At 42.0% G+C, this 26,063-nt stretch carries 21 protein-coding genes and 1 riboswitch; of the genes, 12 read left to right on the plus strand and 9 right to left on the minus strand.

Going from position 1 to position 26,063, the window contains the following annotated elements:
• Window positions 1-39: 39 nt before the first annotated feature.
• The 6 genes from AC3KVK_RS01735 to AC3KVK_RS01760 all read right to left on the minus strand — a co-directional run bounded on the left by AC3KVK_RS01735 (window position 40) and on the right by AC3KVK_RS01760 (window position 6,434).
• A complete protein-coding gene (locus AC3KVK_RS01735; RefSeq protein WP_490311150.1) occupies window positions 40-1,065 on the minus strand; it encodes a phospholipase A in 1,026 nt (341 codons plus the stop codon).
• Between the two features lie 193 nt (window positions 1,066-1,258).
• Complete coding sequence (locus AC3KVK_RS01740; protein ID WP_490311149.1) at window positions 1,259-2,371, minus strand: succinylglutamate desuccinylase/aspartoacylase family protein; 1,113 nt, start codon at window positions 2,369-2,371, stop codon at window positions 1,259-1,261.
• Between the two features lie 4 nt (window positions 2,372-2,375).
• On the minus strand, window positions 2,376-3,581 hold the full coding sequence (locus tag AC3KVK_RS01745) for a PLP-dependent decarboxylase (RefSeq protein WP_490311148.1): 1,206 nt from the start codon (window positions 3,579-3,581) through the stop codon (window positions 2,376-2,378).
• Window positions 3,581-4,321, minus strand: coding sequence for a 2,3,4,5-tetrahydropyridine-2,6-dicarboxylate N-succinyltransferase (locus AC3KVK_RS01750; RefSeq protein WP_490311147.1), 741 nt, complete (start codon window positions 4,319-4,321; stop codon window positions 3,581-3,583). The genes AC3KVK_RS01745 and AC3KVK_RS01750 overlap by 1 nt, the downstream gene beginning before the upstream one ends.
• 12 nt (window positions 4,322-4,333) lie before the next feature.
• Window positions 4,334-5,218, minus strand: coding sequence for a 4-hydroxy-tetrahydrodipicolinate synthase (dapA, locus tag AC3KVK_RS01755; RefSeq protein WP_490311237.1), 885 nt, complete (start codon window positions 5,216-5,218; stop codon window positions 4,334-4,336).
• Window positions 5,219-5,341: 123 nt separating this feature from the next.
• Window positions 5,342-5,535, minus strand: a riboswitch (Lysine riboswitch).
• A gap of 278 nt (window positions 5,536-5,813) precedes the next feature.
• Window positions 5,814-6,434, minus strand: a complete 621-nt coding sequence (locus AC3KVK_RS01760) for a toast rack family protein (protein ID WP_490311146.1) — start codon at window positions 6,432-6,434, stop codon at window positions 5,814-5,816.
• Between the two features lie 545 nt (window positions 6,435-6,979).
• On the opposite strand from AC3KVK_RS01760, the gene ilvG reads away from it, so the two are divergent.
• The 9 genes from ilvG (at window position 6,980) to AC3KVK_RS01805 (ending at window position 17,059) form a co-directional block, all read left to right on the plus strand.
• Window positions 6,980-8,629 carry an acetolactate synthase 2 catalytic subunit gene (ilvG, locus tag AC3KVK_RS01765; RefSeq protein WP_490311145.1) on the plus strand — a complete coding sequence of 550 codons (1,650 nt, stop codon included), beginning with the start codon at window positions 6,980-6,982 and terminating at the stop codon, window positions 8,627-8,629.
• Entirely contained in the window at window positions 8,626-8,865 is a 240-nt protein-coding gene (gene ilvM / locus AC3KVK_RS01770) for an acetolactate synthase 2 small subunit (protein ID WP_490311144.1), read from the plus strand. The genes ilvG and ilvM overlap by 4 nt, the downstream gene beginning before the upstream one ends.
• Before the next feature lie 60 nt (window positions 8,866-8,925).
• A complete protein-coding gene (locus AC3KVK_RS01775) occupies window positions 8,926-9,849 on the plus strand; it encodes a branched-chain amino acid transaminase (protein WP_490311143.1) in 924 nt (307 codons plus the stop codon).
• Between the two features lie 57 nt (window positions 9,850-9,906).
• Window positions 9,907-11,763: a dihydroxy-acid dehydratase gene (ilvD, locus tag AC3KVK_RS01780; protein WP_490311142.1), complete on the plus strand. Its 1,857-nt coding sequence runs from the start codon at window positions 9,907-9,909 to the stop codon at window positions 11,761-11,763.
• A 1-nt stretch (window position 11,764) separates the two neighbouring features.
• Window positions 11,765-13,306: a threonine ammonia-lyase, biosynthetic gene (gene ilvA, locus AC3KVK_RS01785; protein WP_490311141.1), complete on the plus strand. Its 1,542-nt coding sequence runs from the start codon at window positions 11,765-11,767 to the stop codon at window positions 13,304-13,306.
• A gap of 105 nt (window positions 13,307-13,411) precedes the next feature.
• Complete coding sequence (locus AC3KVK_RS01790; RefSeq protein WP_490311140.1) at window positions 13,412-14,479, plus strand: ABC transporter substrate-binding protein; 1,068 nt, start codon at window positions 13,412-13,414, stop codon at window positions 14,477-14,479.
• A 54-nt stretch (window positions 14,480-14,533) separates the two neighbouring features.
• Entirely contained in the window at window positions 14,534-15,721 is a 1,188-nt protein-coding gene (locus AC3KVK_RS01795; protein ID WP_490311139.1) for a methyltransferase, read from the plus strand.
• Window positions 15,718-16,374: a carbonate dehydratase gene (gene can / locus AC3KVK_RS01800; RefSeq protein ID WP_490311138.1), complete on the plus strand. Its 657-nt coding sequence runs from the start codon at window positions 15,718-15,720 to the stop codon at window positions 16,372-16,374. The genes AC3KVK_RS01795 and can overlap by 4 nt, the downstream gene beginning before the upstream one ends.
• The gene (locus AC3KVK_RS01805; RefSeq protein WP_490311137.1) at window positions 16,352-17,059 is read left to right on the plus strand and encodes a substrate-binding periplasmic protein; all 708 of its coding nucleotides are present in this window, start codon (window positions 16,352-16,354) and stop codon (window positions 17,057-17,059) included. Before can ends, AC3KVK_RS01805 begins: the two co-directional genes overlap by 23 nt.
• A gap of 36 nt (window positions 17,060-17,095) precedes the next feature.
• Here the strand turns inward: AC3KVK_RS01805 and ubiK are convergent, their stop codons facing one another.
• On the minus strand, window positions 17,096-17,353 hold the full coding sequence (ubiK, locus tag AC3KVK_RS01810; RefSeq protein ID WP_490311136.1) for a ubiquinone biosynthesis accessory factor UbiK: 258 nt from the start codon (window positions 17,351-17,353) through the stop codon (window positions 17,096-17,098).
• Window positions 17,354-17,538: 185 nt separating this feature from the next.
• Between ubiK and rep the strand changes: the two genes are divergently transcribed.
• Window positions 17,539-19,554 carry a DNA helicase Rep gene (gene rep / locus AC3KVK_RS01815; RefSeq protein WP_490311135.1) on the plus strand — a complete coding sequence of 672 codons (2,016 nt, stop codon included), beginning with the start codon at window positions 17,539-17,541 and terminating at the stop codon, window positions 19,552-19,554.
• A gap of 6 nt (window positions 19,555-19,560) precedes the next feature.
• Here rep and AC3KVK_RS01820 read toward each other — a convergent pair whose 3' ends face one another.
• Together AC3KVK_RS01820 and AC3KVK_RS01825 are read right to left on the minus strand one after the other, a co-directional pair.
• The gene (locus AC3KVK_RS01820; RefSeq protein ID WP_490311134.1) at window positions 19,561-22,134 is read right to left on the minus strand and encodes a sensor domain-containing diguanylate cyclase; all 2,574 of its coding nucleotides are present in this window, start codon (window positions 22,132-22,134) and stop codon (window positions 19,561-19,563) included.
• A 143-nt stretch (window positions 22,135-22,277) separates the two neighbouring features.
• On the minus strand, window positions 22,278-22,673 hold the full coding sequence (locus AC3KVK_RS01825; RefSeq protein ID WP_490311133.1) for a c-type cytochrome: 396 nt from the start codon (window positions 22,671-22,673) through the stop codon (window positions 22,278-22,280).
• Window positions 22,674-23,037: 364 nt separating this feature from the next.
• On the opposite strand from AC3KVK_RS01825, the gene AC3KVK_RS01830 reads away from it, so the two are divergent.
• Window positions 23,038-24,375, plus strand: a complete 1,338-nt coding sequence (locus AC3KVK_RS01830; RefSeq protein ID WP_490311132.1) for a M16 family metallopeptidase — start codon at window positions 23,038-23,040, stop codon at window positions 24,373-24,375.
• Window positions 24,359-25,744 (plus strand): M16 family metallopeptidase, encoded by a 1,386-nt coding sequence (locus tag AC3KVK_RS01835; RefSeq protein ID WP_490311131.1) that lies wholly within the window; start codon window positions 24,359-24,361, stop codon window positions 25,742-25,744. Before AC3KVK_RS01830 ends, AC3KVK_RS01835 begins: the two co-directional genes overlap by 17 nt.
• Window positions 25,745-26,063: the final 319 nt, after the last annotated feature.

Below are 26,063 nucleotides of genomic sequence, written 5' to 3' on the forward strand. Positions count from 1 at the left end.
TATGCAGCTTCACTTAATACCTGTGGAACTGCATTCTTTTTATAATAGATCGGTGAGTAAAATACCAACCCCAAATCGTTCGATATCCGCGTTATAGTCAATTAAGCTTTCGCCATAGCCATTAAAATACTGAGCATAACCACGTAATCGTCCCCAAAGAGGAAAAGACCAATCGAGCTGGAGTGCGCCGCGATTGTCAGAGTGAATGTTATTACGGGTCATAAAACTAAACTCATGTTCATGAAAGCGGTAAGCACCAGAAAATTCCATATAGCCCATATACTTGTAAATATCAGGGTTATCATCTCCTTTGGGGCTCATCGGGTCCGATTTTTCGTTTTCAGGAATGCGGTACCAAGGCTTTAAACTAAATACAAAACCACGGTTTTCCCAAATAAAGTCTGCATAAATACGATTCCAAGAACGTGAGTTTGGCTGGCTTCGACCATTGGATTGATGGACTGCACCTAGCACGATTGCCATCTCATCTCCCCATAAAACATGTTTCTTATCGAGGAAGTTAATCCAGAAAACTTCAGGCTCGTAATTGGTTTCACGAAACGGTGAGGAAATTTCTTTGTTGTAAACTTGCCAATAAGACTGCAAGGTGAAACCAAAGTATATCGCCTGATCTTTGTCTGAAAAGTCATTATATAAAGGTACTTTTATTGACAGTTGATACTTAGCCTCAAGGTTATCCAATGGCTCATCTTCATTATCATCAAGTTGGTCATAACGATTAAATGGGGCTGAGTTTGGATCGTCCATGTAGGTCAGTGGCAAAATATAATTGCGACGATGCGGAGTGATGACATTACGATTGTCTTGCGAGTAATGCTCGCGTGCCATGCGCTTATCTAACGCGGTGATAGCGCGATCTTCTTCAGGGTTTTGGCAGTTGTGCTTAATTTGGCCGATTGTTCGGTCTTCATCGCTTGTTAGCAACTCATTTAATACACACTCTTTAATCGCATCAACTTTTTCTGATGGTGGCGAAGTGTCGTTGGCCGATAAAGCGGTGCTCTGTAGACCGATGCAAAGCAGTAGTAGGGAGATTTTATGCATACTGTTATCACTTGATTACCGTTGAAGCTTGATAGTATATCGTGATCAGAAACAAATGTATTAACAACCATAGAAAGAGTGAAAATAATAACCGTTAGCCATTGTTTGAGTAAAAAAGGCTGCGGCATGTTTGCCGCAGCCTAGGTTTGCCACGGGATACATGGCTACTCTCACGCAATTAGAGTTCGGTTACTTATAATTCGGTGTAGTTGGTAAAAAACTTATACAGCTCGGTACCTTGATTGACACTCGCTGAGGCAAAATGCAAAATTGCGATTGCATCCTGATCAAAAGTTAAAGTGTGCAAGGGGGTTTCGCTTAAGTAGCGTTCCATGCGCAAGATATTCGCAATAGGCTCTCCGGCTTTAATGTGCCCACCTAGCGGTGCTAAATACTCCACCATGCCTCCCATCGGGGAGTAATACGCGATGTAATCATCTAAATGGCAGGCATATCTGGCCATTTTGGCTGGGCGATACTGTGCATTGTTCAAGGTCTCTTTGTATGTGAGGTAACTTAAAATACTTTGTGCATCGTATTTTGCAGCACTAAGATCGATTTTTTCTTGTGAGCCAAGCTCGACCGTAAATGCTTCTACGGTTACAGCAAAATCTCGGCCGTGCTTAGCAAATGCATTACTCAAATCCCACCATGGACAAAAGCTGGCTTCATCCAATGCACCAGCAAAGCCATTATCGATCAAAAGAACATGTTCAATATTGAAGTATTGGGCACTATTTTTTGCATATGTTGGGCAATAAAGATGTTTACTTGATATTGGCCCAGTATGAAGGTCGAGAACGATGTCAGCTTGGTGGGCGAGGCGCTGCAAGTTATAAGCGATGCGTTGACCTGTCGTGAGCTGATGGGCTGGGCCGTTGAGCTTTGCATCTAATTCATTAACTAAAGTTTGGCGAAACTCATTGATAACCACATCTTGACTACTGTGAAGGTGTTGCTTAGCAAACTCATTCACCAAATGTGTTGTGTCGAAATACATGCGATTCCAATTGGTGCCGGTAATTGGATCAAAACGCCCGAGTGTAAACTCCCCAGATTTCTGGTTGCAGCCAATCGGATTTGCGTAAGGGACTAAAGTAAAATCTGCACGCAAATCAAGGTTTTTTAGTTGTTCAAGTAGTTGATAAATTACAGCATTCCCTTGAACTTCAGCACCATGCATATTGGCCTGAATATACACATGCGGGCCTGTACCATCCCCTTTAATTCGATAAACAGGAATGGTAAGTGGTAAACCATTGGCTATTTCACCGACTAAGATATTTTCTTGGCTGATTGGGTTCATGGCATTATCTCAAATAATAATCAGCATTTTCGCTTTGGCGAACACAGCTGACAATCTCGTTTTCAATTACATATTCAGCTGCAAGTTCGTGACATAAAAAATACGGCATACTTTCGGTAAATCCGTACGCCCCGACTTGGCTAAAAACTAAGTGATCGGTTTCGTTTACATCATTGGGGAGCAAGTGTTCACCAAGGCTGTCTAGTGCTGTACACAATGGACCATGGACTAGAAATGACTGAGCTGGCGCTGAGGAAGTGCGCAGTAACTGGGCCGGAAATGCTTGATTGGTGACAGCAGGGCGTAAAATATGATGAATGCCACCACGAGTGATGAGTTGCTGGTGACCAAAATTCTCTTTTTGTTCAACCACCGGATTGATGTAGTGGCCGCATTCCCCAACAGCATACCGACCTAATTCCATCCATAGTTCTGTCACCCCTGCAGTGCGTTTTATTTCACTTAAAGCGTCAACCAGTACAGGCCAATTGAGGCGTGTATCGCCGCTGCTGTAAGGGATCCCTAAGCCACCGCCTAAATCGAGTACCTCAAGTTTAAAACCGAGTTGTTGGGCCAAAGCCTGTAACGGTGGCACCATTTGTGACCATAACGCTGCGAGTTTATCGGTACTGAGCATATTGCCCCATTGGAAAATATGTAAGCCGACAAAGTTGAGCTGTTGGTAATCAGCAATTGTTAATGCCTGCCATTGCTCACAGCCTAATCCAAAAGGCGTTAAGCTATTGCCTCCAAGTGGGTTTTTTTCGCCATCAGGCCAACGAAGTTGAACACGCAGAAGAATATCGAGCTTAACTTCGTAGTCTTGCGCGGCTTGATTTAGCCACGTAACTTGATTCAAGCTTTCAGCCACAAAAGTACGCACGCCTGCAGCAAGAAAGTGAGCAATTTGCTGTTTACTTTTTGCAGGGCCAGTATTGAGCACTCGCTCAGCAGCGATCCCTTGTTTTAATACCTGATTTAACTCGCCGCTACTGGCGACATCAAAATTGAAACCACATTTATCTAAGGTTTGGATCACCTTCGATAAAGGGTTTGCTTTTACTGCATACCAGAGTTTAACCACATTTTGTTCCGTCAACGGCTTAAGGTGGTTGCTTAGCTGGTCTAAATCATAGATAAAAAATGGGTTCTGCTCAGTCTCAACCAGTTGGTTGAGATGGCCGCGAACATGAGTGCTCAAAAAGCTCATTAACGTAATACCTCTTCTAGCGCTAATGATGCATTTGATTGCTCGTCGCGGTATTTAACGATCAAGGCACATGACATGCTTAATCCTTGGCTGCGACCCCATTCGCTAGAAGCTGGGCGAGATCCTGGGACAACAATTGCATATTCTGGAATGGGCTCACCGCGTTCAAGTTGGCGCTCATTCACGCAATCATAGACAGGGATAGTGGCAGATAAACGGACGCCCGGAGCGAGAACCGCACCTTTTTTAACCACGACACCTTCAACGATGACACAACCAGCTCCAATAAACGCATCATCTTCAATCACGACAGGGCTAGCACCCACAGGCTCAAGTACCCCACCCAATTGCACTGCAGCACTAAGATGAACATTTTTACCAACTTGTGCACATGAGCCCACTAAGGCGTGACTATCGACCATGGTACCGCTATCGATGTATGCACCGATGTTGACGTAGGCTGGTGGCATAATAATTGTACCTGAGGCGACATAAGCACCAGGGCGAACACTGGTTCCGCCGGGGACCATGCGCACACCGTCTTCTGCGGAAAAACCACGCACAGCGAGGTTATCTTTATCAACAAAGCCACCCGGGAACTCGATGTTAGTGCCATTTTTAAAGACGTCTAGAATGCCTTTTTTCACTTCAACATTGGCATGCCAATTGCCATTTTCATCTTGTGTTGCGGCACGAACCGTACCTGCTTCTAAATTTTGTAATAATGCTAACCAGCTCATGACTCATCCTGTTTAGTTAAAAGTTAAAATAGTGTGATTGGCAGCTTCAATGGCTGCATGATCAGTTAATTCTGTGTGCGTTAAAGGCGGGCGTAAGTCAGGGCAGTCTATCCGCCCTTGCTTATGCATGAGCACTTTAACGGGAATAGGGTTGGCGACTGCAAACAGGCTGCTTATTGCGAGTGACCATTGGCTAAATAAATTGGGATATGTGCCCGCGAGTGAGCGGCGAACAAACTCAGCAGTTTGACGAGGCCAAGCATTGGCCGCGACAGATACAAGACCTTTTGCTCCGGCTTGAGCAAAATAAGGCATGAGCGCATCATCACCACTGTAAATCGCAAGCTCTGGTGCAATCGAGCGAAACGCTTCAAATTTGGCGATGTCACCACTGGCTTCTTTCATCGCCCATAACGTTGAATGGTGGCTTAAATTTGCCAGTACTTGCGGATCGATAGCGACGGCACTGCGACCTGGCACGTTGTATAACATACATGGGTGAGCAGCTTTCGTTAGTAAAGTATCAAACCACTGTGTTTGGCCTTTAACCCCAGGTTTTGCATACAAAGGTGAGCCAAGTAAGTAGGCATGGATAGGCATGTCATTACAAAATTCAAGCCATTGCACTTGTTGCTTTAAATTAAAGCCCCCGACAGCAACCATCAGAGGGACGCTTGGGGCCAAGTCACACACAAAACGGACGATTTCTTGTTGTTCATCTAGAGTGAGAGCAAGTCCTTCGCCGGTACTTCCAAGTAATAAAATACCGTTATTTGCTTGATTTTGTTCTGCAACAAGCTGTGCCAAGCCATTAAAATCAATGGTATCTTGCTCTGTAAATGGCGTAATTAACGCCGTCCATAATGGATATTCAGATAAATCGAATTGTTGGATCATCTCTACCGAACTCATAACACGTCGATAGGATGCAAATGATGAGAAGTCATATCGCTATCGAACATATAAAATTCGAAGAGCGAATGGACTTAAAGAAAATAAAGCGAATGGCCTTATTTTTCTAAGACCAGAAGCTCTCCACCAAACATACAACAGCGTCGCTGTTATTGGTGACAGTCGCTGGGATTCAGCCCAGTCGCCCGAAATAGTATTGCAGCAAACAATACGCATTCTCGGCGTTAATTCCCCTCATATACGGTCAACGGAGTTTGCTCTCCTCGCGTGTATTACCTGAATAACGCACCTCTTCTAGCCCTAAAGTACCTGCGATTTGATTCAGCAAATACTTTGAAATAGGGTGTATGACGTAAATTGAACCATTTTAGCCGTCTATATGTCAATAATGTTTTGTTAAATTTTATGCAATACCAGGAGTATTAGCGCATTACTATAGGAGAATTGTCACAAATAAAATGCTAATTATAGAAATTAAAATTATTAAAATTAGTGTGTTAGTTGTTTAGATTTAAACTTTTTGATGTGGTAATAAAAAAAGCGGCTAAAGCCGCTTTTTTTACATTTTATTAAGGAGGAGTTAGTGACGAACTCGAATATCACCGACACCAACTTCGAGGTTTAATGTGAACTCGCCTTGACCACGGTATTCAATTTCAGAGCTAACTATCTTACGGCTCTCTTTAATCTCATTAACTAAACCTGTTACACGAGTATCGCCCACACCTGAGTCTAAATCGATACGTTTAAAGTCATTTAATACGGTTTCAACACGGATAGAGCCGACACCTACTTCGATATCCGCAGAGTTTGCCAGTTTGTTTACTTCGATGCTACCCACGCCTAAATTAATGTCTAGTGCGGCAGTGCGTGGAACGCGAAGAATCCACTCTTGCTGAAGATCATCTTCATCGATTTCAAGCTTGATTCTATTGTCGGTCACTTTTTTCGCTAATGTGATCTTTGATAAGTCTTGGCTTGAGGAAAACCAACCATTTTTTTTAGGTTTGATGTCTATCTCAACTTCGAGCTGGTTACTGTCAGTGACTTCAATTTCGAGACTGCCAACAGGAAAGTTAATATGCAAACTTTGTTGTTCAGTCATAGTGAAATTTTCACTGATCCGTTTCTCGCCATCAGCCATAGCAGCAGAAGCAAATAAAATGGAGGCGATTGCGATGATATGTGTGGCTAGTTTCATGAGTGTCTTCCTGAGTCATTGTTTGTTGTTATTTATTTAGACGCAACACCGGTTTAAAAAGGTTTAAATAAATTTAAAAAAATTATTGTATATTGAATTCAATTTTGCGTGTAACATAAAATTAATCTATTTACACTGTTGCTGTAAGGAGTGTGAATGATTCACCATTTATACAACTATAGAATAAATAATTCTAGTTTTGTGGTTTAAACCCTCTTTAGTGAATTTTTTTTTCAAAGTTTTGTTTTTATTTGGATTGAATTTATGGTTGACTTGCAAGGGCGAAAAGGTTACTAATAAAAAGGTAATCAACGCAGGTGATGATACCCTGCTTAATATAATGAATTTTGGTTAACAATTTAATGTTTAAAAACACACTTTCTCTAGTCCTAATTATTATCAGCGTGGTGATTATTATCACCGCGGGGGCGAGTTAGTGTCTAAGTAAAATTGCTTAACTACCAACCCTCCGCACTGAAAAGTTCGGGGGGTTTTTTGTTTCTAGGTGTTGTGAAAAATTAGTAAAAATTAAAGGGTTAAATACAATGACAGGCGCGCAGTTATTAATAGAGTTACTAGCCAAGCATGGCGTTAATGAGGTTTTTGGTTATCCGGGTGGAGCAATCATGCCTATTTATGACGCCCTGTATGGTGCGCCAATCAAACATTATTTAACCCGTCATGAGCAAGGGGCCGGATTTGCTGCTGTCGGTTTTGCTCGTAGTACTGGAAAATTAGGGGTGTGTTTTGCCACATCAGGGCCTGGTGCAACTAATTTAATTACTTCCCTTGCGGATGCCATGATGGACTCCGTGCCGTTACTAGCCATCACAGGTCAGGTGCCGACCGCCGCGATAGGTTCGGATGCATTTCAAGAAATTGATGTCTTAGGCATGTCACTATCATGTACGAAGCACAGCTATTTAGTTGAACGCCCTGAAGATTTGGCGGAAATATTACAAGAAGCCATCCATGTTGCACAATCTGGACGCCCAGGCCCCGTTTTAGTGGATATCCCTAAAGACATTCAATTAGCTCAGGTGCCATTTCATCCATGGCTTGCCGCTGATGATTACAAGCCGACTGTCAGTATGAGTGAGGTGAAAAAAGCCAATCATTTGTTAGCAAACGCAGAAAAGCCAGTTGCTTACATTGGTGGAGGGGTGCAATCGGCAGAGGCGCAATCACATTTGATGGAGTTTTTAACGCGGACTCAAATGCCAGCTGTGTCAACATTAAAAGCGTTAGGGTCGGTGTTACCGGAATATCCTTTGGATATGGGCTTGCTTGGGATGCATGGTGGCCAAGCTGCCAACTTTGCAGTGCAAGAGTGTGATGTTTTAGTTTGTATCGGGGCGCGTTTTGACGATCGTGTCACCGGAAACTTAGCAAAGTTTGCCGCTAAAGCGAAAGTAATTCATCTTGATATTGATGCAGCCGAAGTCGGTAAGCGTAAGCCCGTTGCGGCCTCACTGGTGGCAGATCTAAAAGATTCATTACCTCACTTAGCTACCCCTGTAACCAAGTCTGCATGGCAGCTTCATTGCCAACAGATGATGAAAGAGTATGCGTGGCGTTATGATTATCCAGGTGAGAAAGTGTTCGCCCCATATCTGCTCAACATGCTCAGTAAGATGATGCCTGAAACGGGTGTTGTCTGTTGTGATGTAGGCCAGCATCAAATGTGGGTAGCGCAGCATATGAAATTTAGCCATCCAAGTAATCACTTGAGCAGTGGGGGAGCGGGTACGATGGGATTTGGTTTGCCAGCTGCTATCGGCGCTCAAATTGCCCGTCCAAATGATTTTGTGATCACAGTCTCGGGTGATGGTTCGATCATGATGAATATTCAAGAGCTTGCCACTATTAGGCGTAATAATTTGCCGGTCAAAATACTTATCCTTGATAACCAGCGTTTAGGTATGGTGCGTCAGTGGCAACAGCTATTTTTTGATGGTCGTTACAGTGAAACAAACTTATCTGATAATCCTGACTTTGTTGCGTTAGCTGCGGTCTTTGGGATCCCAGGGCAAACAATCACTCATGCCAATGAGGTTGATGCCGCGCTTGAGAAGCTAGTCAATTCTGATGGCCCGTATATTTTACACGCATGTATAGATGATAAAGAAAATGTCTGGCCATTGGTTCCGCCAGGTGCAAGCAATGAACAAATGATGACAGAGGTGCAATCATGAAACACTATTTACAAGTCGAATTGAAAAACCAAAGTGTTGCAGTTGAGCGTTTTTTGCGGGTCACTCGACACCGAGGATTTGCTCTGACTCATATGCAACTCGAAGCAAAAGATGAACGTTACTTAGTCAATTTCACTGTTGATAGTGATCGCCCAATTCACTTATTAACACAGCAGCTTAATAAGCTGATTGATGTCAGTTTTGTTGAACAACAACTCCAACAGCAAGCGGGTTAACTCATCGCTTATTTTTAATTTTACCGGTTTGCCGGATATTTGATTAACAGGAAAGCCTTTATGTCACAGCAGTCAGAATTCATTTGGTTAAATGGCAAGATGATCCCTTATGAGCAGGCCACGACTCACGTACTGAGTCATGCGATTCATTATGGAAGTTCAGTTTTTGAGGGGATCCGTGCATACGATACACCAAACGGGCCCGCTATTTTTCGCTTAACTGACCATATGAAGCGTATGTATGATTCAGCTAAAATTTACCGCATGGAAATTCCTTATCCGTTAGAAGAGTTAATTCAAGCTTGTAAAGATGCAGTCGCTAAAAATGGTTTTAAAGATGCGTACCTTCGCCCTTTTGCCTATTTAGGTCATGTAGGGCTAGGGCTTAACCCGAAATCACATATTGCCGATGTCTCTGTTGCTGCGATGCAATGGGGGGCATATTTAGGTGAAGATAGCCTTGCTGAAGGTGTGGATGTCTGTATTTCGTCATGGAACCGCTTAGCCCCGAATACCATGCCAACCGCCGCTAAAGCGGGCGGGAATTACTTATCTTCTCAATTGATATCAGGTGAAGCTAAGCGTAATGGTTATGTAGAGGGAATAGCCCTTGATACAAACGGCATGCTGAGCGAGGGAGCAGGTGAAAATTTATTTGTCGTTAAAAATGGCGTGTTATTCACCCCACCGACCACAGCTTGCATTTTACCTGGCTTAACACGAGATACGATCATGACCTTAGCTAAAGAGTTTGGTTATGAAGTTCGCGAAGAAGCGATTGCACGAGAAGCTTTATATCTAGCAGATGAGTTTTTTATGACAGGAACCGCGGCAGAGATTGTACCTGTACGCAGTGTGGATCGCATTCCGGTCGGCGCAGGAAGCCGAGGCCCGATCACAGAACGATTACAAAAAGCCTATTTTGATTTGGTTAAAGGGCAAACAGACGACCCACATGGTTGGTTAGAGTACGTCAACGAATAACATTATTTTTTGGGAATGAGGACTAGGAGACAAGTCTCCTAAAACACAGAGGTAACTATGGCTAAATTAAGAAGTGCAGAAACAACTGAAGGTCGAAAACGCGCAGGAGCGCGGGCTCTTTGGCGTGCGACAGGAATGACAGATAAAGATTTTGGAAAACCGATTATCGCGGTTGTTAATTCATTTACTCAATTTGTGCCTGGACATGTTCACCTCAATCAGCTCAGTGAGTTAATGGCACAAACCATCACCGATGCCGGTGGGGTACCAAAAGAATTTAATACTATCGCCATTGATGATGGGATTGCGATGGGCCATGGCGGTATGCTGTATTCATTGCCATCTCGTGACTTAATCGCTGACTCAGTGGAATATATGGTTAATGGCCATTGTGCTGATGCAATGATCTGTATTTCTAACTGTGACAAAATTACTCCGGGAATGATGCTAGCAGCCTTGCGTTTAAATATCCCGGTTATATTTGTCTCGGGTGGCCCAATGGAGGCAGGAAAAACCCGATTGGCAGGCATTGATATCAAACTTGATTTAGTTGATGCAATGGTTAAAGGTGCGGATTCGACTGTCAGTGATGCTGATTCTGAGCAAGTAGAGCGTTCAGCGTGCCCAACTTGTGGCTCATGCTCGGGCATGTTTACTGCTAACTCAATGAACTGTTTATTAGAAGCGATCGGATTAGCGTTACCGGGTAACGGCACGACCCTTGCCACACACAAAGATCGTAAACAGCTGTATGTTGAAGCAGGTGCACGCATTGTTGATTTATGTCGTGAGTATTACCAAAAAGATAACCCTGCAGTTTTACCCAGAGCAATAGCAAACCGCACCGCCTTTATGAACGCAATGGTGGTGGATATTGCGATGGGAGGCTCATCCAATACAGTCTTGCATTTATTAGCAGCCGCACAAGAAGCGGGGGTTGATTTTGATATGTCTCATATTGATGAGCTGTCTCGTAAAACGCCTTTCTTGTGTAAAGTGGCTCCAGCGACACCGGACTACCACATTGAAGATGTACACCGCGCGGGTGGCATGATGGCGATTATTCGTGAGTTAGGTAAGGCGGGTTTGGTTGATTTATCGGTTGATCATGTAGCGGGTATGACGATGGCTGAACTTGTCAAAAAATGGGATGCCACTGACCCAACAAATGAGGCCGCTCAGAAATTCTATCGAGCAGGCCCTGCAGGTATTCGTACAACGAAAGCTATGAGCCAAGAGTGTCGTTGGCCAGAAGGGGATAATGACCGTGAACATGGATGTATCCGTAGCGTTGAAAATGCCTTTCGACAAGATGGCGGTCTCGCTGTTCTTTATGGAAATTTGGCACTAGATGGCTGTATTGTTAAAAGTGCGGGCGTTGTTGATGAAATGCTGCATTTCGAAGGGCGTGCTGTGGTTTATGAATCTCAAGATGACTCAGTTGCCGGCATCTTAAACGATGAAGTAAAGGCGGGTGATGTGGTGGTCATTCGATATGAAGGCCCTAAAGGTGGTCCGGGCATGCAAGAAATGCTTTACCCCACCAGTTATTTAAAATCAAAAGGACTGGCTGAAAAATGTGCTTTAATCACCGATGGCCGTTTTTCAGGAGGAACGTCGGGATTATCCATCGGACATGTCTCACCAGAGGCAGCCAGTGGTGGAGCAATCGCTTATGTCGAAAATGGCGATAAAATCATCATTGATATTGCCACTCGTCAAATTCAGCTCGATCTGAGTGAAGATGAACTTGCAGCGCGTAAGCAAAAACAACTTGATCGCGGTAAGTTAGCATTTAAGCCTGTTGACCGTGAGCGTTATGTTTCATCGGCATTAAAAGCTTATGCGTTATTAGCAACCAGTGCAGACAAAGGTGCCGTGCGTGATTTAGCTAAATTAGAGGAGCTCAGCTGAAATGGTTTCAAAAGAGCTTGAATACTTCAGAGCAATTATCCAAGCCAATATGGAACCATTGGCTAAATTGACTCAAGTGAGTGAAATGCCCAGCTTAGAAAAAAAACTGGGCAACAAAATTTGGCTAAAGCGCGAAGATCAACAGCCTGTTTATTCGTTTAAACTGCGTGGTGCGTATCATAAATTAAAGCAATTACCTGAAAAGTCGAAAGTAGTCACAGCTTCTGCGGGCAATCATGCGCAAGGTGTAGCACTGAGTGCGAGTTTTTTAGGTCATACAGCCAAAATTGTCATGCCGGTTACAACACCTGAAATCAAGGTCAATGCCGTCAGAGATTTAGGTGGGGAAGTGATTTTACACGGCCATCATTTTGATGCTGCCAATAGCTTCGCTTTGAATCTGGCTGAACAAGAAAATGCGGTGTTTGTGCCGCCATTTGATGACCCAGATGTGATTGTCGGTCAGGGCACGATTGCACGAGAGTTGATGCAACAGCTTCCTCAATTGGATGCAGTTTTTATTCCTGTAGGCGGTGGTGGATTATTGGCAGGGATGTCTGTGTATATCAAGTCGCTGCGCCCTGAAATTAAAGTTATTGGTGTCGAATCAGAAGAAAGTGCATGTTTAAAAGCTGCGATGGAAGCAGGGCAACCTATTGAGCTTGAAAGAGTCGGTAGTTTTGCGGACGGAGTGGCAGTTAAGATAATCGGTAAAGAAACGTTTCGTTTAGCACAGCAATTTTGCGATGAAGTAGTAACGGTGAGCAGTGATGAAATTTGTGCAGCCATGCAAGATGTCTTTGTTGGAACTCGTGCTGTAGCGGAGCCATCTGGGGCACTTGCCCTTGCGGGGTTAAAAAAATGGAGCGTGGCAAACCAAGCACGCAATATGAACTTGGCTGCAGTGTTGTCTGGGGCCAATCTCAATTTTGACAGATTAAGGTATGTTGCAGAGCGCACGGCCTTAGGTGAGAAAAACGAAGCGTTGCTTGGTGTGACTATCGGCGAAGAAAAGGGCAGTTTTCGTAAATTTTGTCAGGCATTAGGCGGGCGAGCTATAACAGAGTTTAACTATCGTTACAGTGCAGCAGCAATGGCGCAAATTTTTGTGGGTGTTGGGCTGCGTCGAGGGCAAGTGGAGTTAGATGAGCTAAAGAGTGAACTCACTACACTCGATTATGATTTTGCTGATTTATCTGATGATGAATTGGCTAAGCTCCATCTGAGATATATGGTGGGTGGAAAACCCGACCAAATATTACAAGAGCGGCTATTTCGCTTTGAATTCCCTGAGTACCCAGGCGCATTAGAGCGTTTTTTAGATACGTTAGGAACAAATTGGAATATTACTTTGTTTCACTACCGCAATCATGGTGCTGCTACAGGGAATGTCTTAGCGGCATTTGAAATTCCTGCGCAAGAAGATGGGGCATTTTCAGAACATTTAGCACGCCTCGGTTACGAATACCAAGAAGAAACGGATAATCCGTGTTATCAACGCTTTTTGGCAGCCAATATAGGTTGTTTAGCTCAAGTAGGCTAACCCATATTGACTATCGATTAAAGCGCTACAATGGTAGCGTTTTTTTTTATTTTTCGACTATAGTTTAAAGCCTTAAGGCACAATAAATTTAGCAACAAGGATTGTATGCGAACCTTCTTCATCGGCTTATTGTTACTCGTTACCTCTTTCCATGTTGCGTCTAATAGTCATGTCGTATTACAACTTAAATGGCAGCACCAGTTTCAGTTTGCTGGCTACTATATGGCTGTAGAGCGTGGTTACTATCAAGAATTGGGGTTGAATGTGACAATTGTTCCGGCCAATCCCCAAGATGTCGATACGATTCCAAAAGTACTTTCAGGGCAAGCTGATTTTGGGATCGCTAACTCAGGTTTATTATTGCATCGGATGGAAGGTGAATCATTAGTGGCTTTGTCGGCCATTTTCCAAAGCTCCCCTTATTGTTGGCTTGCCAAAGCTGATCAAGGGATAAAAACTGTGAGTGACTTTAAAGGTAAACGGATCGCATTTTTTAACCGAAAAGAAGGGGCTGAACTGTTTGCTATGCTGTCACAGCATGGCTTAGGTACGACAGATTTCATCTTAGAAAATAATAAAGTCTCTTTGGATAACTGGATTGAGGGTGAAGTGGATATCTTACAAGTCTATGCCACCAATGAACCTTTTTTACTCAAACAACGACAAATAGATTTCCACTTGTTTTGCCCTAAAAAGCAGGGCTTAAATGCATATTCTGATGTGTTATTTACCCGCCAAGATGTCATTGATAAAGACCCTCAATTAGTACAAAGTTTTCGCACTGCGACCAATAAAGGTTGGCGAGAAGCAATCAATCATCCGGAAGAAGCGATAGAGGTGATTAAAACCCACTATAACAGTCAAAAATCCCGTGCTCATCTGGCATTTGAAGCCGAAAAACTCATTAACTTTGTTCATTCCGATCACAGTCAATTAGGGCAAATGTCGAGTGCCCGTTGGCGAGTCATTGCTGACATGTATGGTATTGAAAAACAAATAGTGGAGCAAAATCTACCCGGGTTTATGTATCAAACAGTTAAAAATCAGTCATGGAATATTTCGTGGATGCATATTTTAGCCTGCTTGATTATTGTTGTTTCATTTCCGAGTTATTATCGACTGTTTTCTAATGATGAAAAGCGCAAAAATAAGTTGTTAGTGAAGTTAAACTGACAAGCGTGAAACGAAATTGGTATGATAGCGTGTTTTTTTGTTTGAGTTTTATCTATGACTTTTGATGCGCACTTCTTCGCTTTAGATCAGCTTTTATTCCAAACTCAGCGTTATTGGCAGTTGGTTGCATTCGATCACCGTGATATTCCTTGGCCTGAATTAGTATCGCCATTGCAAGCACTCAGTGACAATGATGTCGCTGAGCTGGACCGCTGTCCGGATAAGTTACAGCAATGGTTAGCGCAATATATACCTCAAGTTGCTCAATTAGCGTCACTCGAATTATTACCTTGCTTAGATAATCAGGATGTCGTTTGGCCATTTTGGCTTGAGAATGGCATTAAAGGCCGGAAGGTTGCGCAATTGAAAAGCTTTGTTGCGGCAGTCGATGAGCAAACTTTGCCAGTTTTAGAGTGGTGTGCGGGTAAAGGGCATTTAGGGCGTATGTTGGCATACTCTGGCGCACCGGCTGTTCAAAGTGTGGAATTGCAACCTCACTTGTGTGAACAAGGAGTTGAACTTGCGCAAAAGTATCAGTTGAATATTCAATTTGATCAACTCGATGTGTTGAGTGAGCAAGCTGGACGTTTTGTTGCCGAGCAACAGCACGGGGTTGCTTTACATGCATGCGGTGCACTTCATCAGCAATTGATGCAATTAGGTGTAGCGAAACATATTCAAAAACTGACATTGTCGCCATGCTGTTACCATCTTATTGAGCAAGATTCTTACTTTGCGATGAGTGAACGGGCTCAGCAATCCGCATTACAGTTGAAAAAATCAGATTTAAAACTTGCTTTACAAGAAACGGTTACGGCCGCTGAACGAATCACTCATTTGCGTCAAACAGAGGTCGAATGGCGCTTGGCGTTTGATTCGTTGCAACAGGAGGTGTGTAATCGACATGTCTATTTAAGTGTTCCCTCAGCCAGTAAATCAATGTTTAGTGGTACATTTGTTGATTTTTGCAAATGGGCTGCTGATAAAAAAGGCATTCAGCTACCGAGAAATATTGATTTTGAAAACTACTTAATTAAAGGTAAACACCGCAAACAGGTAACGGATCGTATTGAGTTAGTTCGCCATGCTTTTCGTCGAGCAGTGGAGTTATGGTTAGTGTTAGATCGGGTGTTATTTTTGCAGCAGCATGGCTATCAGGTTACCTTAAGTGAATTTTGTGTTAAAAGTATTACTCCGAGAAACGTGTTAATTCAAGCAACTAAAAATAAGAATAAAGAATGAAGAAACTAGGTCAGTTATTTGCTAATAATCGGCATTGGGCATGCAAGATGACTGAAGGTAATAGCCAATTTTTTCAAATATTATCTATGCAGCAAACCCCAGAATATTTATGGATAGGGTGTTCGGATTCACGGGTGCCTGCAAATGAAATAGTGGGTTTATTGCCAGGCGAATTATTTGTACATCGTAATGTTGCAAACGTTGTGGTGCATACTGATCATAATTGTTTGTCTGTTATGCAATACGCCATTGATGTACTCAAAGTTAAACATATTATGGTCGTTGGTCATTATGGGTGTGGCGGGGTTAAGGCTGCATTGGAAGGTGCGCGGTTTGGGTTAATTGACAATTGGTTGCGTCACGTTAGCGATGCAAAAGAGAAGAATCAGCATCAATTAGATGCGATTATTGATCCACAGCGTAAGTTTGATGCCATGTGTGAAATCAACGTTATAGAACAAGTCAGGAATGTGTGCCAAACTAATTTAGTAGAAAACGCATGGGATAGAGGGCAAGAGCTTTCTGTACACGGTTGGATTTATGGTCTCAAAGATGGGCATCTAAGAGATCTCTGCTCTGGGATCAGTCACACGAATGAAATGCATACTTTATATCAACATGCGATCGAAGATGTTTTTACATCAACGCGTTAATTACCTGATTAGCAGTCTGATTGGGCTGCTCTTTGCGCCGATAAGTGTCGCTGCTTTTGATAAGTTGGCCATCGATGTGCCTATTTTTCCGCCATATGCTTATTTGACCAGTGATCAGCGTTTAGCAGGGCAAGGCGTAGAGAAAGTGAGCAATATCTTGGATAAAATGGGGGTAGCCTATACCTTAACTGTCGTTGCGAATCATGGTGTGGCGTTAGATGGTCTTAAACGTGGCCATAACACAGGCTTTTGTTTAGGAACTCAAAATCCAGAGCGCGATAAATTTGGTGAAATATCTCGTGCTGTTTTGGTCAATGATTGGGCGTGGTTTTATTTATCTGATAGCCCACTGACCCCTGATTCAGTGAATTTCAAGCAAACCGCAAAAGTTGGGACTAAGCTTAATACTAATACTTATCAATGGCTTAAGGATAATAACTATCACGTTGCCTCTCTTCCCAATGAAGCGACAACTCTCACTAAAATGTTATTTAAACAGCGAATTGATGCGGTTTTTCTTTCAGCTGATGTTTTTTGGTATGCATTGCGCGCCAATGGGTATGATGTCAGTAAAGTTAAGCAAAAAACACAATCATCACGGCCTTTTGGCTGTTACTTTTCGCATGCTTATTTAGCTAATAACCCAGAATTCTTAGTCGAATTTAACCAACGGATCGGTCAATAATAGCGATCCAGAACGACGATTCTGGATCGCATTGTGTTATTCATGATCTGAAGATAATTTTGCTTCAAGTTCAGATACTTTTTGCTCCAATTGGCTTAACTTCTCACGCGTACGGATCAGTACTTGGCTTTGGATATCAAACTCTTCTCGCGATACAAAATCCATCTGTGAGAGTTTGCTTTGCAATACTTGCTTGGTTTTGTTTTCAAAGTTCTCGGCTAAGCTTTTAACACCTTGCGGCATATTGTCAGTGAGCTGTTTGGCTATTTCTTCAATTTTTGTTGGGTTAATCATATCTTCAGTCTCAATAGAGTTTAGTTTGTTTATGGTAACGCATCGTTACTGTGCTTAGCAAAAACTGTGTGATTTATATTGCCAGTAACAGCAGGATCAAAACCTAATTACTTATTTTCCTCGCTGGTAAAAGTGCTGAGATCCGTTAAAATCCCTGTTCTTCTTTTTTTGCACGTTGTTCTGTTATGAAATTAAATCCCAATCAAGATGAAGCGGTCAAGTACATCAGTGGTCCTTGCCTTGTTTTAGCTGGCGCTGGCTCCGGAAAAACGAGGGTTATTACGAATAAAATTGCTTATTTAGTGCAAAAGTGCGAATACAAATCAAAGAACATTGCAGCGGTGACGTTTACCAATAAAGCGGCACGCGAAATGAAAGAGCGATTGATCCAGACATTAGGCAAAAAAGACGCAAAAGGGGTTTGGGTATCGACGTTTCACACCTTGGGGTTGGAAATCATCAAAAAAGAGCTGATGACATTAGGGTTTAAGCCGGGCTTTTCGTTGTTTGATGACCAAGATATTTCTCAGCTGGTGGCTGAATTAACAGAAAAAGAACTAAAAAAAGATAAAGACCAACTTAATGCACTGAAAATGCAAATTTCCAACTGGAAAAATGATTTGATTCATCCAGAACGGGCCATTCAAGAAGCGAAAGAACCTCAAAAAGCACTGTTTGCTCAGTTGTATGGCCGTTATCAAAATCAATTACGTGCTTATAATGCGCTCGATTTTGATGATTTGATCATGGTGCCAACGGTGTTACTTGCTCAATACCCTGAGGTAAGGGAACGATGGCAAAATCGTTTTCGTTATTTATTGGTTGATGAATATCAAGATACGAATACCAGTCAGTATTTACTGGTTAAGTACTTGGTTGGTGAGCGAGCGCGTTTTACTGTGGTTGGAGATGACGATCAATCAATTTATTCTTGGCGAGGTGCTAAGCCACAAAATTTAGTGTTACTCAGTAAGGATTTTCCGGCTTTACGCTTAATTAAGCTAGAGCAAAATTATCGAAGTGCAGGCAGGATCTTAAAAGCGGCCAATATTTTAATTGCCAATAATCCGCATGTGTTTGAGAAAAAATTATTTAGTGAGCTTGGTTATGGTGAGCAAATTAAAGTGATTGGCACCCGCGACGAAGAGCATGAAGCTGAGCGTGTCGTTGCTGAAATTATTTCTCATAAGTTTACTAAGCGCACTAATTATAAAGATTATGCGATTTTGTATCGTGGAAATCATCAAGCAAGAATTTTTGAAAAAGGCTTAATGGCGAACCGGATCCCTTACAAAATTAGTGGGGGCATGTCATTTTTTAGTCGCTCAGAAATTAAAGACATCATGGCTTACTTACGTTTACTGGTTAATCAAGATGACGATAATGCCTTTTTGCGCATTGTAAATACACCACGACGTGAAATCGGCACCACGACGTTAGAGAAGTTAGGTAACTTTGCCAATCAAAAGCATATCAGCCTTTTTGCTGCAGCCTTTGAGCCTGAGTTAAATGAGTATTTAACCGGGCGAGGTTTCAATGCGCTGCAAGGTTTTGTCCGCTGGGTGGTTGAGTTATCTGACAATGCGGTCCGAGGGGACACGTTAGAAGCGGTTAAAACCTTGATTCGTCAAATCAACTATGAAGACTATTTGTATGAGTCGTCGACTAGTCCTAAAGCTGCAGAAATGCGGATGAAAAATGTTTCGGAGTTATATCGTTGGATCACGGATATGATCACTGGGAACGAGGACAACCCGCCAATGACACTAGCTGAGGTGGTAACTAAGCTGACTTTGCGCGATATGATGGAGCGAAATGAAGATGAGGATGAGTCCGATGCTGTGCAACTACTGACATTGCATGCTTCAAAAGGGCTGGAGTACCCGTACGTTTTTATGGTGGGAATGGAAGAAGGTTTGTTGCCGCATCAAGCCAGTATTGATGAAGACAATATTGAAGAAGAACGTCGGCTAGCTTATGTTGGGATTACCCGTGCGCAACAGGAGCTGATTTTTACTTACTCAAAGGTTCGTCGCCAATTTGGTGAGACTTCAAATACTGAGATTAGCCGCTTCATTGAAGAGTTACCACAAGACGATTTGGCCTTTGAATCACGTAAACAGCCAGCAACACAAGCTGAACGCATGGAAAAAGGGCAGGCTCGAGTTGCAAACTTGCGCGCGATGCTTAAAAAGGATTAATTGTTATTAGCAGTGTTGAAGCGAGCGTGTCGGGTCTGCACCTGTCTTCGGTGAAGGCAGGGTAAACGCTTGTTGGCTTGAAAAAAGCGTGATGCCATGTTTTTCTAATAAAATCTGATAATTCAAAATGGCGGGCCCTTTGGCGATTACTTGGCAATGACAGCTGTTTGTGATGGCTAACAACCCTTTTAGTTGTAATTGATGTGCTGTTTGCTGTAACAGTCGCTGGCTAAAAATAGGGCTTAGAACGATATAGTCAAATTGGCAACGAGTGACGATATTCAGGTCACAGCGGTATTGTGCAAAATCGTTGAGCCCTATTTTGATACCCAAGTCTTTAAGTTGGCTTAAATTCAAAATTTGTTGATTGTCTGCCCGGCTAATCGCGTCTTCATTAAACAATAAACATAAAACACTTGTCCCTAAGTGTTTTATGAGCGTATTTTTTAAGGCGGCAAAATGACCGAGATTCAACATAGTAATGTTGCAGTTGAGTAAAATTGGTAACCGAGTTGTGTGTTGCTGAAGAATGCGAGTCAGTAAGTTGAGTTCTGACTCGATGAGCTGCTGTGCATCGCTGAGATATTTTTCGATTTGACTAAATTTTATTTTTCCGAGATTTGGATGCTGCCAAAAACGTTCTATTAAACAGGCTTGCGTATCTCCGTTGTGATTAGCAATGATGGCTTTGCCGTTAAAGTGCAAATCATGTGGCTGTAAAGTGTCGTTGATTTGGGTAATTGTGCCGCTGTTAATATCAAGTTGACGCAGCAGTGGGTGGAAAAATTCACACTGTCCGCGGCCGTTCTTTTTCGCTTGATACATGGCGGTATCGGCATCGCGAATAATTTCATCAGTGTGTTTATAATTATTATGACTATGTGTAATACCGACGCTAGCACCGGACTTAATGCAAAAGCCATCACGGCAAAATGGTACCCGCATTATTTCGATAATACGATTTGCGACATCAATCGCTTCTTGAGGGTGTTGTAAATGATTAAGTAAAATAACAAACTCATCACCAGCCAGTCGAGCCAGTAAATCGTGTTCTCGAATACAATGACTAAAAGACTGCGCAACCTCGACCAAAAACTCATCTCCAGCATGATGGCCTAAATTGTCATTAATCGCCTTAAAATTATCTAAATCAATAAATAAGACAGCAAAACCAAGCTGTGGATGGCGAATATATTGCTGTAGTTGTTTATCAAGCTGCATTAAAAATAGGCTACGGTTTGCAAGTCCGGTTAACGCGTCGTGATGTGCATCATGATAGAGCTGCTGCTCTATTTTTTTACGCTCTTCAATCTGTAATTGTAAATGTAAATTACTTTGTTGCAGTGCTTTCGTTTTATCTTTAACTCTTTTTTCAAGCTTTTCATGACTTTGTTTTAACGCTTCATTTGCGAGGTGCTTTTGCAGGACGTTGGCGATTTGTTGCGAGACAAAGTTTATTAACTCGACGTCATCTTCGTTGTAGTAATGCTTATGATCATACGATTGACAAGCGATCACGCCTATTACATTGCCATCACTGATTAATGGTGCGCCTATCCATGAGGTCTCACTGCTATTTGATGAGTGATTTTCTGTGCGTATGATGTCGCCTTGCGCGATTAATAGCTTCGCCCTTTTGCTATCAATAAGTTGAGCACTGCGCTGGGTGATTACGTATTCTGTAAATCCTTTTTGGTACGGGCGAGTCCGATATGCACTGATCCGTTCATCGACCGCATAGGGAAAAGAGAGTTGATTCGATGTTTTATCGTATAGGCAAATGTAGATGTTTTCGGCATAAGTAATTGACTGTAGAATATGATGAATTTGTTGATAAAAGTCAGATAAATTTTCAGTTTTGGTTGCGAGTCGAGATATTTTAAATAAAATTTTCAGCCGCTCTAATGCTTGCTTTCGTTGCCCAATCTCATTTTGGAGTGCTTGGTTACTTTGTGTTAATGCATAGGTGCGATATTTTACTTCAAGTTCGAGTAACTCTCGCTTTTTTACTCGCTCTATTGCTGTCGATAAATAAAGCGAAATCACCTCAAATAATTCAACATGACTTGGGTTAAATAAAGCATTGGCATCGTAACTTTGCGACACCATTACACCCATAATTTTCTTATCTTGAAAAATAGGCACACCAAGCCAATGCTCACACACAGTCCCCATCACTTTAAATTTATCTGTTTGGTGGCCATTCAATATATCTGTTTGCGTAAATAATTGGGTTTGCCCGGTTTTAAATACGTAGCCTGTTAGTCCTTCATTAAAGTGATGCGCTTCGGCTAAAGGGACTGACTTATGATCTTTTTCATCACTGAAATAAGTCAGCTCTAATGTATGGGTGAGTTGATTTTCAAGTACAACATAAAAATTACTACTAGGAAGATATACTTCAAGGATTTTATGGATTGCAGGGTACAGCAAGGTCAGCTCAGCGACGTTACTCGCTTGTTCAGACAATTGGATTAGCGCATGCTGCATGTTGTGGGCATGCTTGTACTTTTTTATTATTTTTTTTAAGCGAGCAATTTTAGTATTGAGCTTTTTATTGTCGCTAGCTAAATCATCCACTGACTTAAACCGTTATCGTTATTATGCGGTTATATTTTATGCGACATATTTCCATTGATTGTGTTTTACGTCAAGATTTAATGAATTACATGCAATAAAAAAGGTCGCATTTGGCGACCTTTTTTAAAATTAAACGGCTGAAATTACTCGCCTTTGATCATGAAATCAATAGCAATTTTAATTTCATCATCGGAACAATCCATACAAGTACCACGTGGAGGCATTGAATTAAAACCATTGATTGCGTGGTCTAATAATACATCCATACCTTTTGCAACGCGCGGTGCCCAATCCGCTTCAGTTTTTGGAGCGCCCAATGCACCGGTTCCGTGACAAGCAAAACAGCTTGCTTGATAGACTTGCTGGCCTGTTCGAGGGCCTGCTGGTACGACTGGACCAGCTGGTTTATCACCTTTCAAATAAACAGAACCTACCGGTGCTAAACGACTTTTGATCGCTTCTTCTGTCATTGAATTATCATAAGCCTGGGCTGTTGCTGTTGTTGCTAGCAGTAATAGTGCTGCGGTTAGTTTTTTCATTTTACCTTGCTCACTTCGATTAGAACGCGATCAAACACGATAGACGGAAATTAAGCCAATTATAACGTCAGCGACGAATTTATAAAATGCTTAGTCGACGTATAAACCTATAAAAACCAAAAAATTTGCGTTAGCGCAAAGAAAAGCGGCAATTTTTATTTAAGGCATCAATCTTTTATATGTTCCGCTTGGATCAATTTAACCGAAATGCTTTTTTACATATAAATACTTAAAATCGGACTTAATTACGCTAATATGGCTCAATGATGTAAAAATAGCTGTTTCACATCTATTTTTAGCCCAATAATTAAGTGTTTATATTTTTTATAAAACACTACTTTAGTAAGTAGTTGGAGGTTCAGGTATGAAACTAGCCTGGCAGGTTTTGCTGGCCATTAGTGTTATCGGCTTTTCGAGTGCGCAAGCGCTGGTCAATGCAAACGATGTAGAAACGTTTACATTAGAAAATGGTTTAAAAGTGATTGTATTGGAAGATGACTCGATCCCGAATGCGAACATGTACACTTTTTGGAAAGTCGGTTCTCGTAATGAGTCTCCTGGCACCACAGGTTTATCACACTTTTTTGAACATATGATGTTTAACGGAGCCAAAAAATATGGCCCGAAAATGTTTGATCGAACAATGGAAAATCATGGTGGTCGCAATAATGCTTATACCACAGAAGACTTAACTGTTTATAGCAACTGGTTTCCTGCGGCATCTTTAGAGATCATTTTTGATTTAGAAGCCGATCGCATCGCAAATTTAGATATCAATCAACAGGTACTTGAAAGTGAGCGTGGGGTGGTGACCTCAGAAAGAAGTACAGGTCTTGAAAACTCAAATTGGCGCACTTTATCCGAAGAGGTGAAGGGGGCAGCATTTCGGGCTCATCCATATTCTTGGTCAGTGATAGGTCATCAATCGGATATCGATAATTGGACCCTTGAAGATTTAACAACATTCCACAAGACTTATTACGCCCCTAATAATGCAGTGATGGTTATTGTTGGCGCAGTGAAATTGGAGCAAGTTAAACAGTTGGCGACTCAGTATTTGGGTCCAATTGCTGCGCAGACTCCACCAGAAAAAATCCGCACTATTGAGCCTGTCCAGCGCGGCGAACGCCGAGTGTATATTGAAAAGACATCCGTTTCTTCACCAAACATTATGATGGCCTACCATGTGCCAGCCACATCAGATGATGACTATTATGCTTTAGCTTTGTTGTCGGATATTCTGTCCAGTGGTAAAAGTGCACGCTTGTACCAGCAATTGGTTGAAAAACAAATTGCATTGGATGTCACCACTTATTTACCGCAGTCGTTTGATCCTAATTTATTTTATGTGTATGGGGTTGCTGCAAATGGCATTGACGCGACGCAATTAGAGCGAGCATTAGTACATGAAGTGAATCGAGTTATTAAAGAAGGTGTGACGGAACTCGAACTCGATAAGGTGAAAAATCAACGTTTAGTCTCCTTATACAGAACATTAGCAACGATAGATGGCAAAGCTGATGAAATGGGGACGTATGAAGTCTTTTTTGGTGATTATAAGAAATTATTTAATGCGCCAGAAGATTTTGCAAAAGTAACCGTCGCAGACATTCAACGTGTTGCTGCAACGTATTTGATCAAAAAGAACCGTACTGTAGGTGTATTAGCTGCACAAGAGGATAGCCATGAAAATGATTTATAATTGCCTTGCCTTCTTTGTGTTTATAAGTGCACCTTTTGTAAATGCCGCGAGTTTCACTTTTCCTCAATATGAAAAAATGGTGCTGGATAATGGCCTAACAGTCTATTTGTTAGAGCAGCATGAAGTACCATTGATTGATATGTCGGTTGTGGTGAAAGCTGGATCTGCTTCTAAGCAGCAATTATCAGGCGCTGCGTACCTAACAGCGCAAAGCTTAATGCTTGGTACACAAAAAATCAGTAAAAGTGAAATAGAAGAAAAACTCGATTTTTTAGGTGCTCAAGTCAGCGTTTCAGTCAGTCAAGATTCTGCACAGATGGATGCTTCGTTTGCGGCAAAAGATCAAGCAGTGGTCATGGCATTGGTACGCGATATGATAGTGCAACCTCGCTTTGATGATAATGAGTTTAATAAATTAAAAACGCGTCATCTAAGTCTTTTGGGGCAACAAAAAGAAAGCCCACAAAGCGTCATCAGAGCATATTTCAATCAACTCTATTACCAACGCCACCCTTATGGCTTGCCGGTCTCTGGTGATGAAGTGAGTGCAGCTAAAGTAGGCTTAGCAGATGTGAGGCGTTTTTACGATACTCACTATGTTGCTAATAATAGTGCAGTGGTGATTAGTGGTGATTTTAATAGCGCTGCGATGAAAGTTCGCCTCCAAGCTTTATTTGCCTCTTGGCAGAATAAAGCAGTTTCAGAGCCAGCTATCACAGCTTTAACCCCACCCAAACACGCGCATGTTTTGTTAGTGAATAAAGCTGATGCGAATGAAGCGACGATATTGATTGGTGGCCAAGGGATCCCAAAAAATGCCAAAGATGCTGTGCAACTTCAAGTGATCAATACTATTTTAGGTGGACGCTTTACTTCATGGCTAAATGATGAATTAAGAGTCAATAGTGGTTTGACTTATGGCGCAGGTAGCCAGTTTTCAAGCCAAAAACATGCTGGGGTATTTTACATCGCAACTTTCACAAAAACCCAGACAACAATTGAAACGATAGACTTAGCGTTAAAAACATATAAAAAACTGTGGTCAGCAGGCATTGACGAGGCGACCTTGGCTTCAGCGAAATCGTATGTAAAAGGACAGCTTCCTCCTCGATATGAAACCAGTGGTGACTTAGTCAACTTTTTAACCGATATGTATGTGTATGACACCGATGTAGGCTTTATTAATGGCTTTGAGCAAGCAATGGATGAATTGACACTCAAGCGAGCAAACGAATTGGTTGAGAGCTATTTACCTGCAGAAAATCTTCAATTTGTAATAATTGGTCAAGCTGAAGTTTTGCGCGAACAGCTCAACAAGTATGGTAAGGTGCAAGAAGTGGAAATTACGCAGCCAGGTTTTGGTCTGTAGTCGTCGAATCCATACTTAACACAAAAAAGCCAAACCGTGACGTTTGGCTTTTTTGTGTGCAACGTCTCGAGTAAGTTGTGGATCTAAGCTGTAGCAAGGCAGAGATATTGGGGCTTAGATATTTTTATCGTGAACAATTCTACCTAAAGAATAAAAAAATATAAAAGGATCGCTAGGATCTTTGATCCTTTGTGGTAAAGTATCGCCTCTGATAATTAAGCCGTGTTAATTATCGTAAGTCAAAGTAGTACATATTAAGATTTTCCACATTGGTAAATTATAAAAAAAATAATATTCTTACCGAAAATTATTTTATATA

Source organism: Pseudoalteromonas sp. J2K-J979 (genome assembly GCF_058169715.2).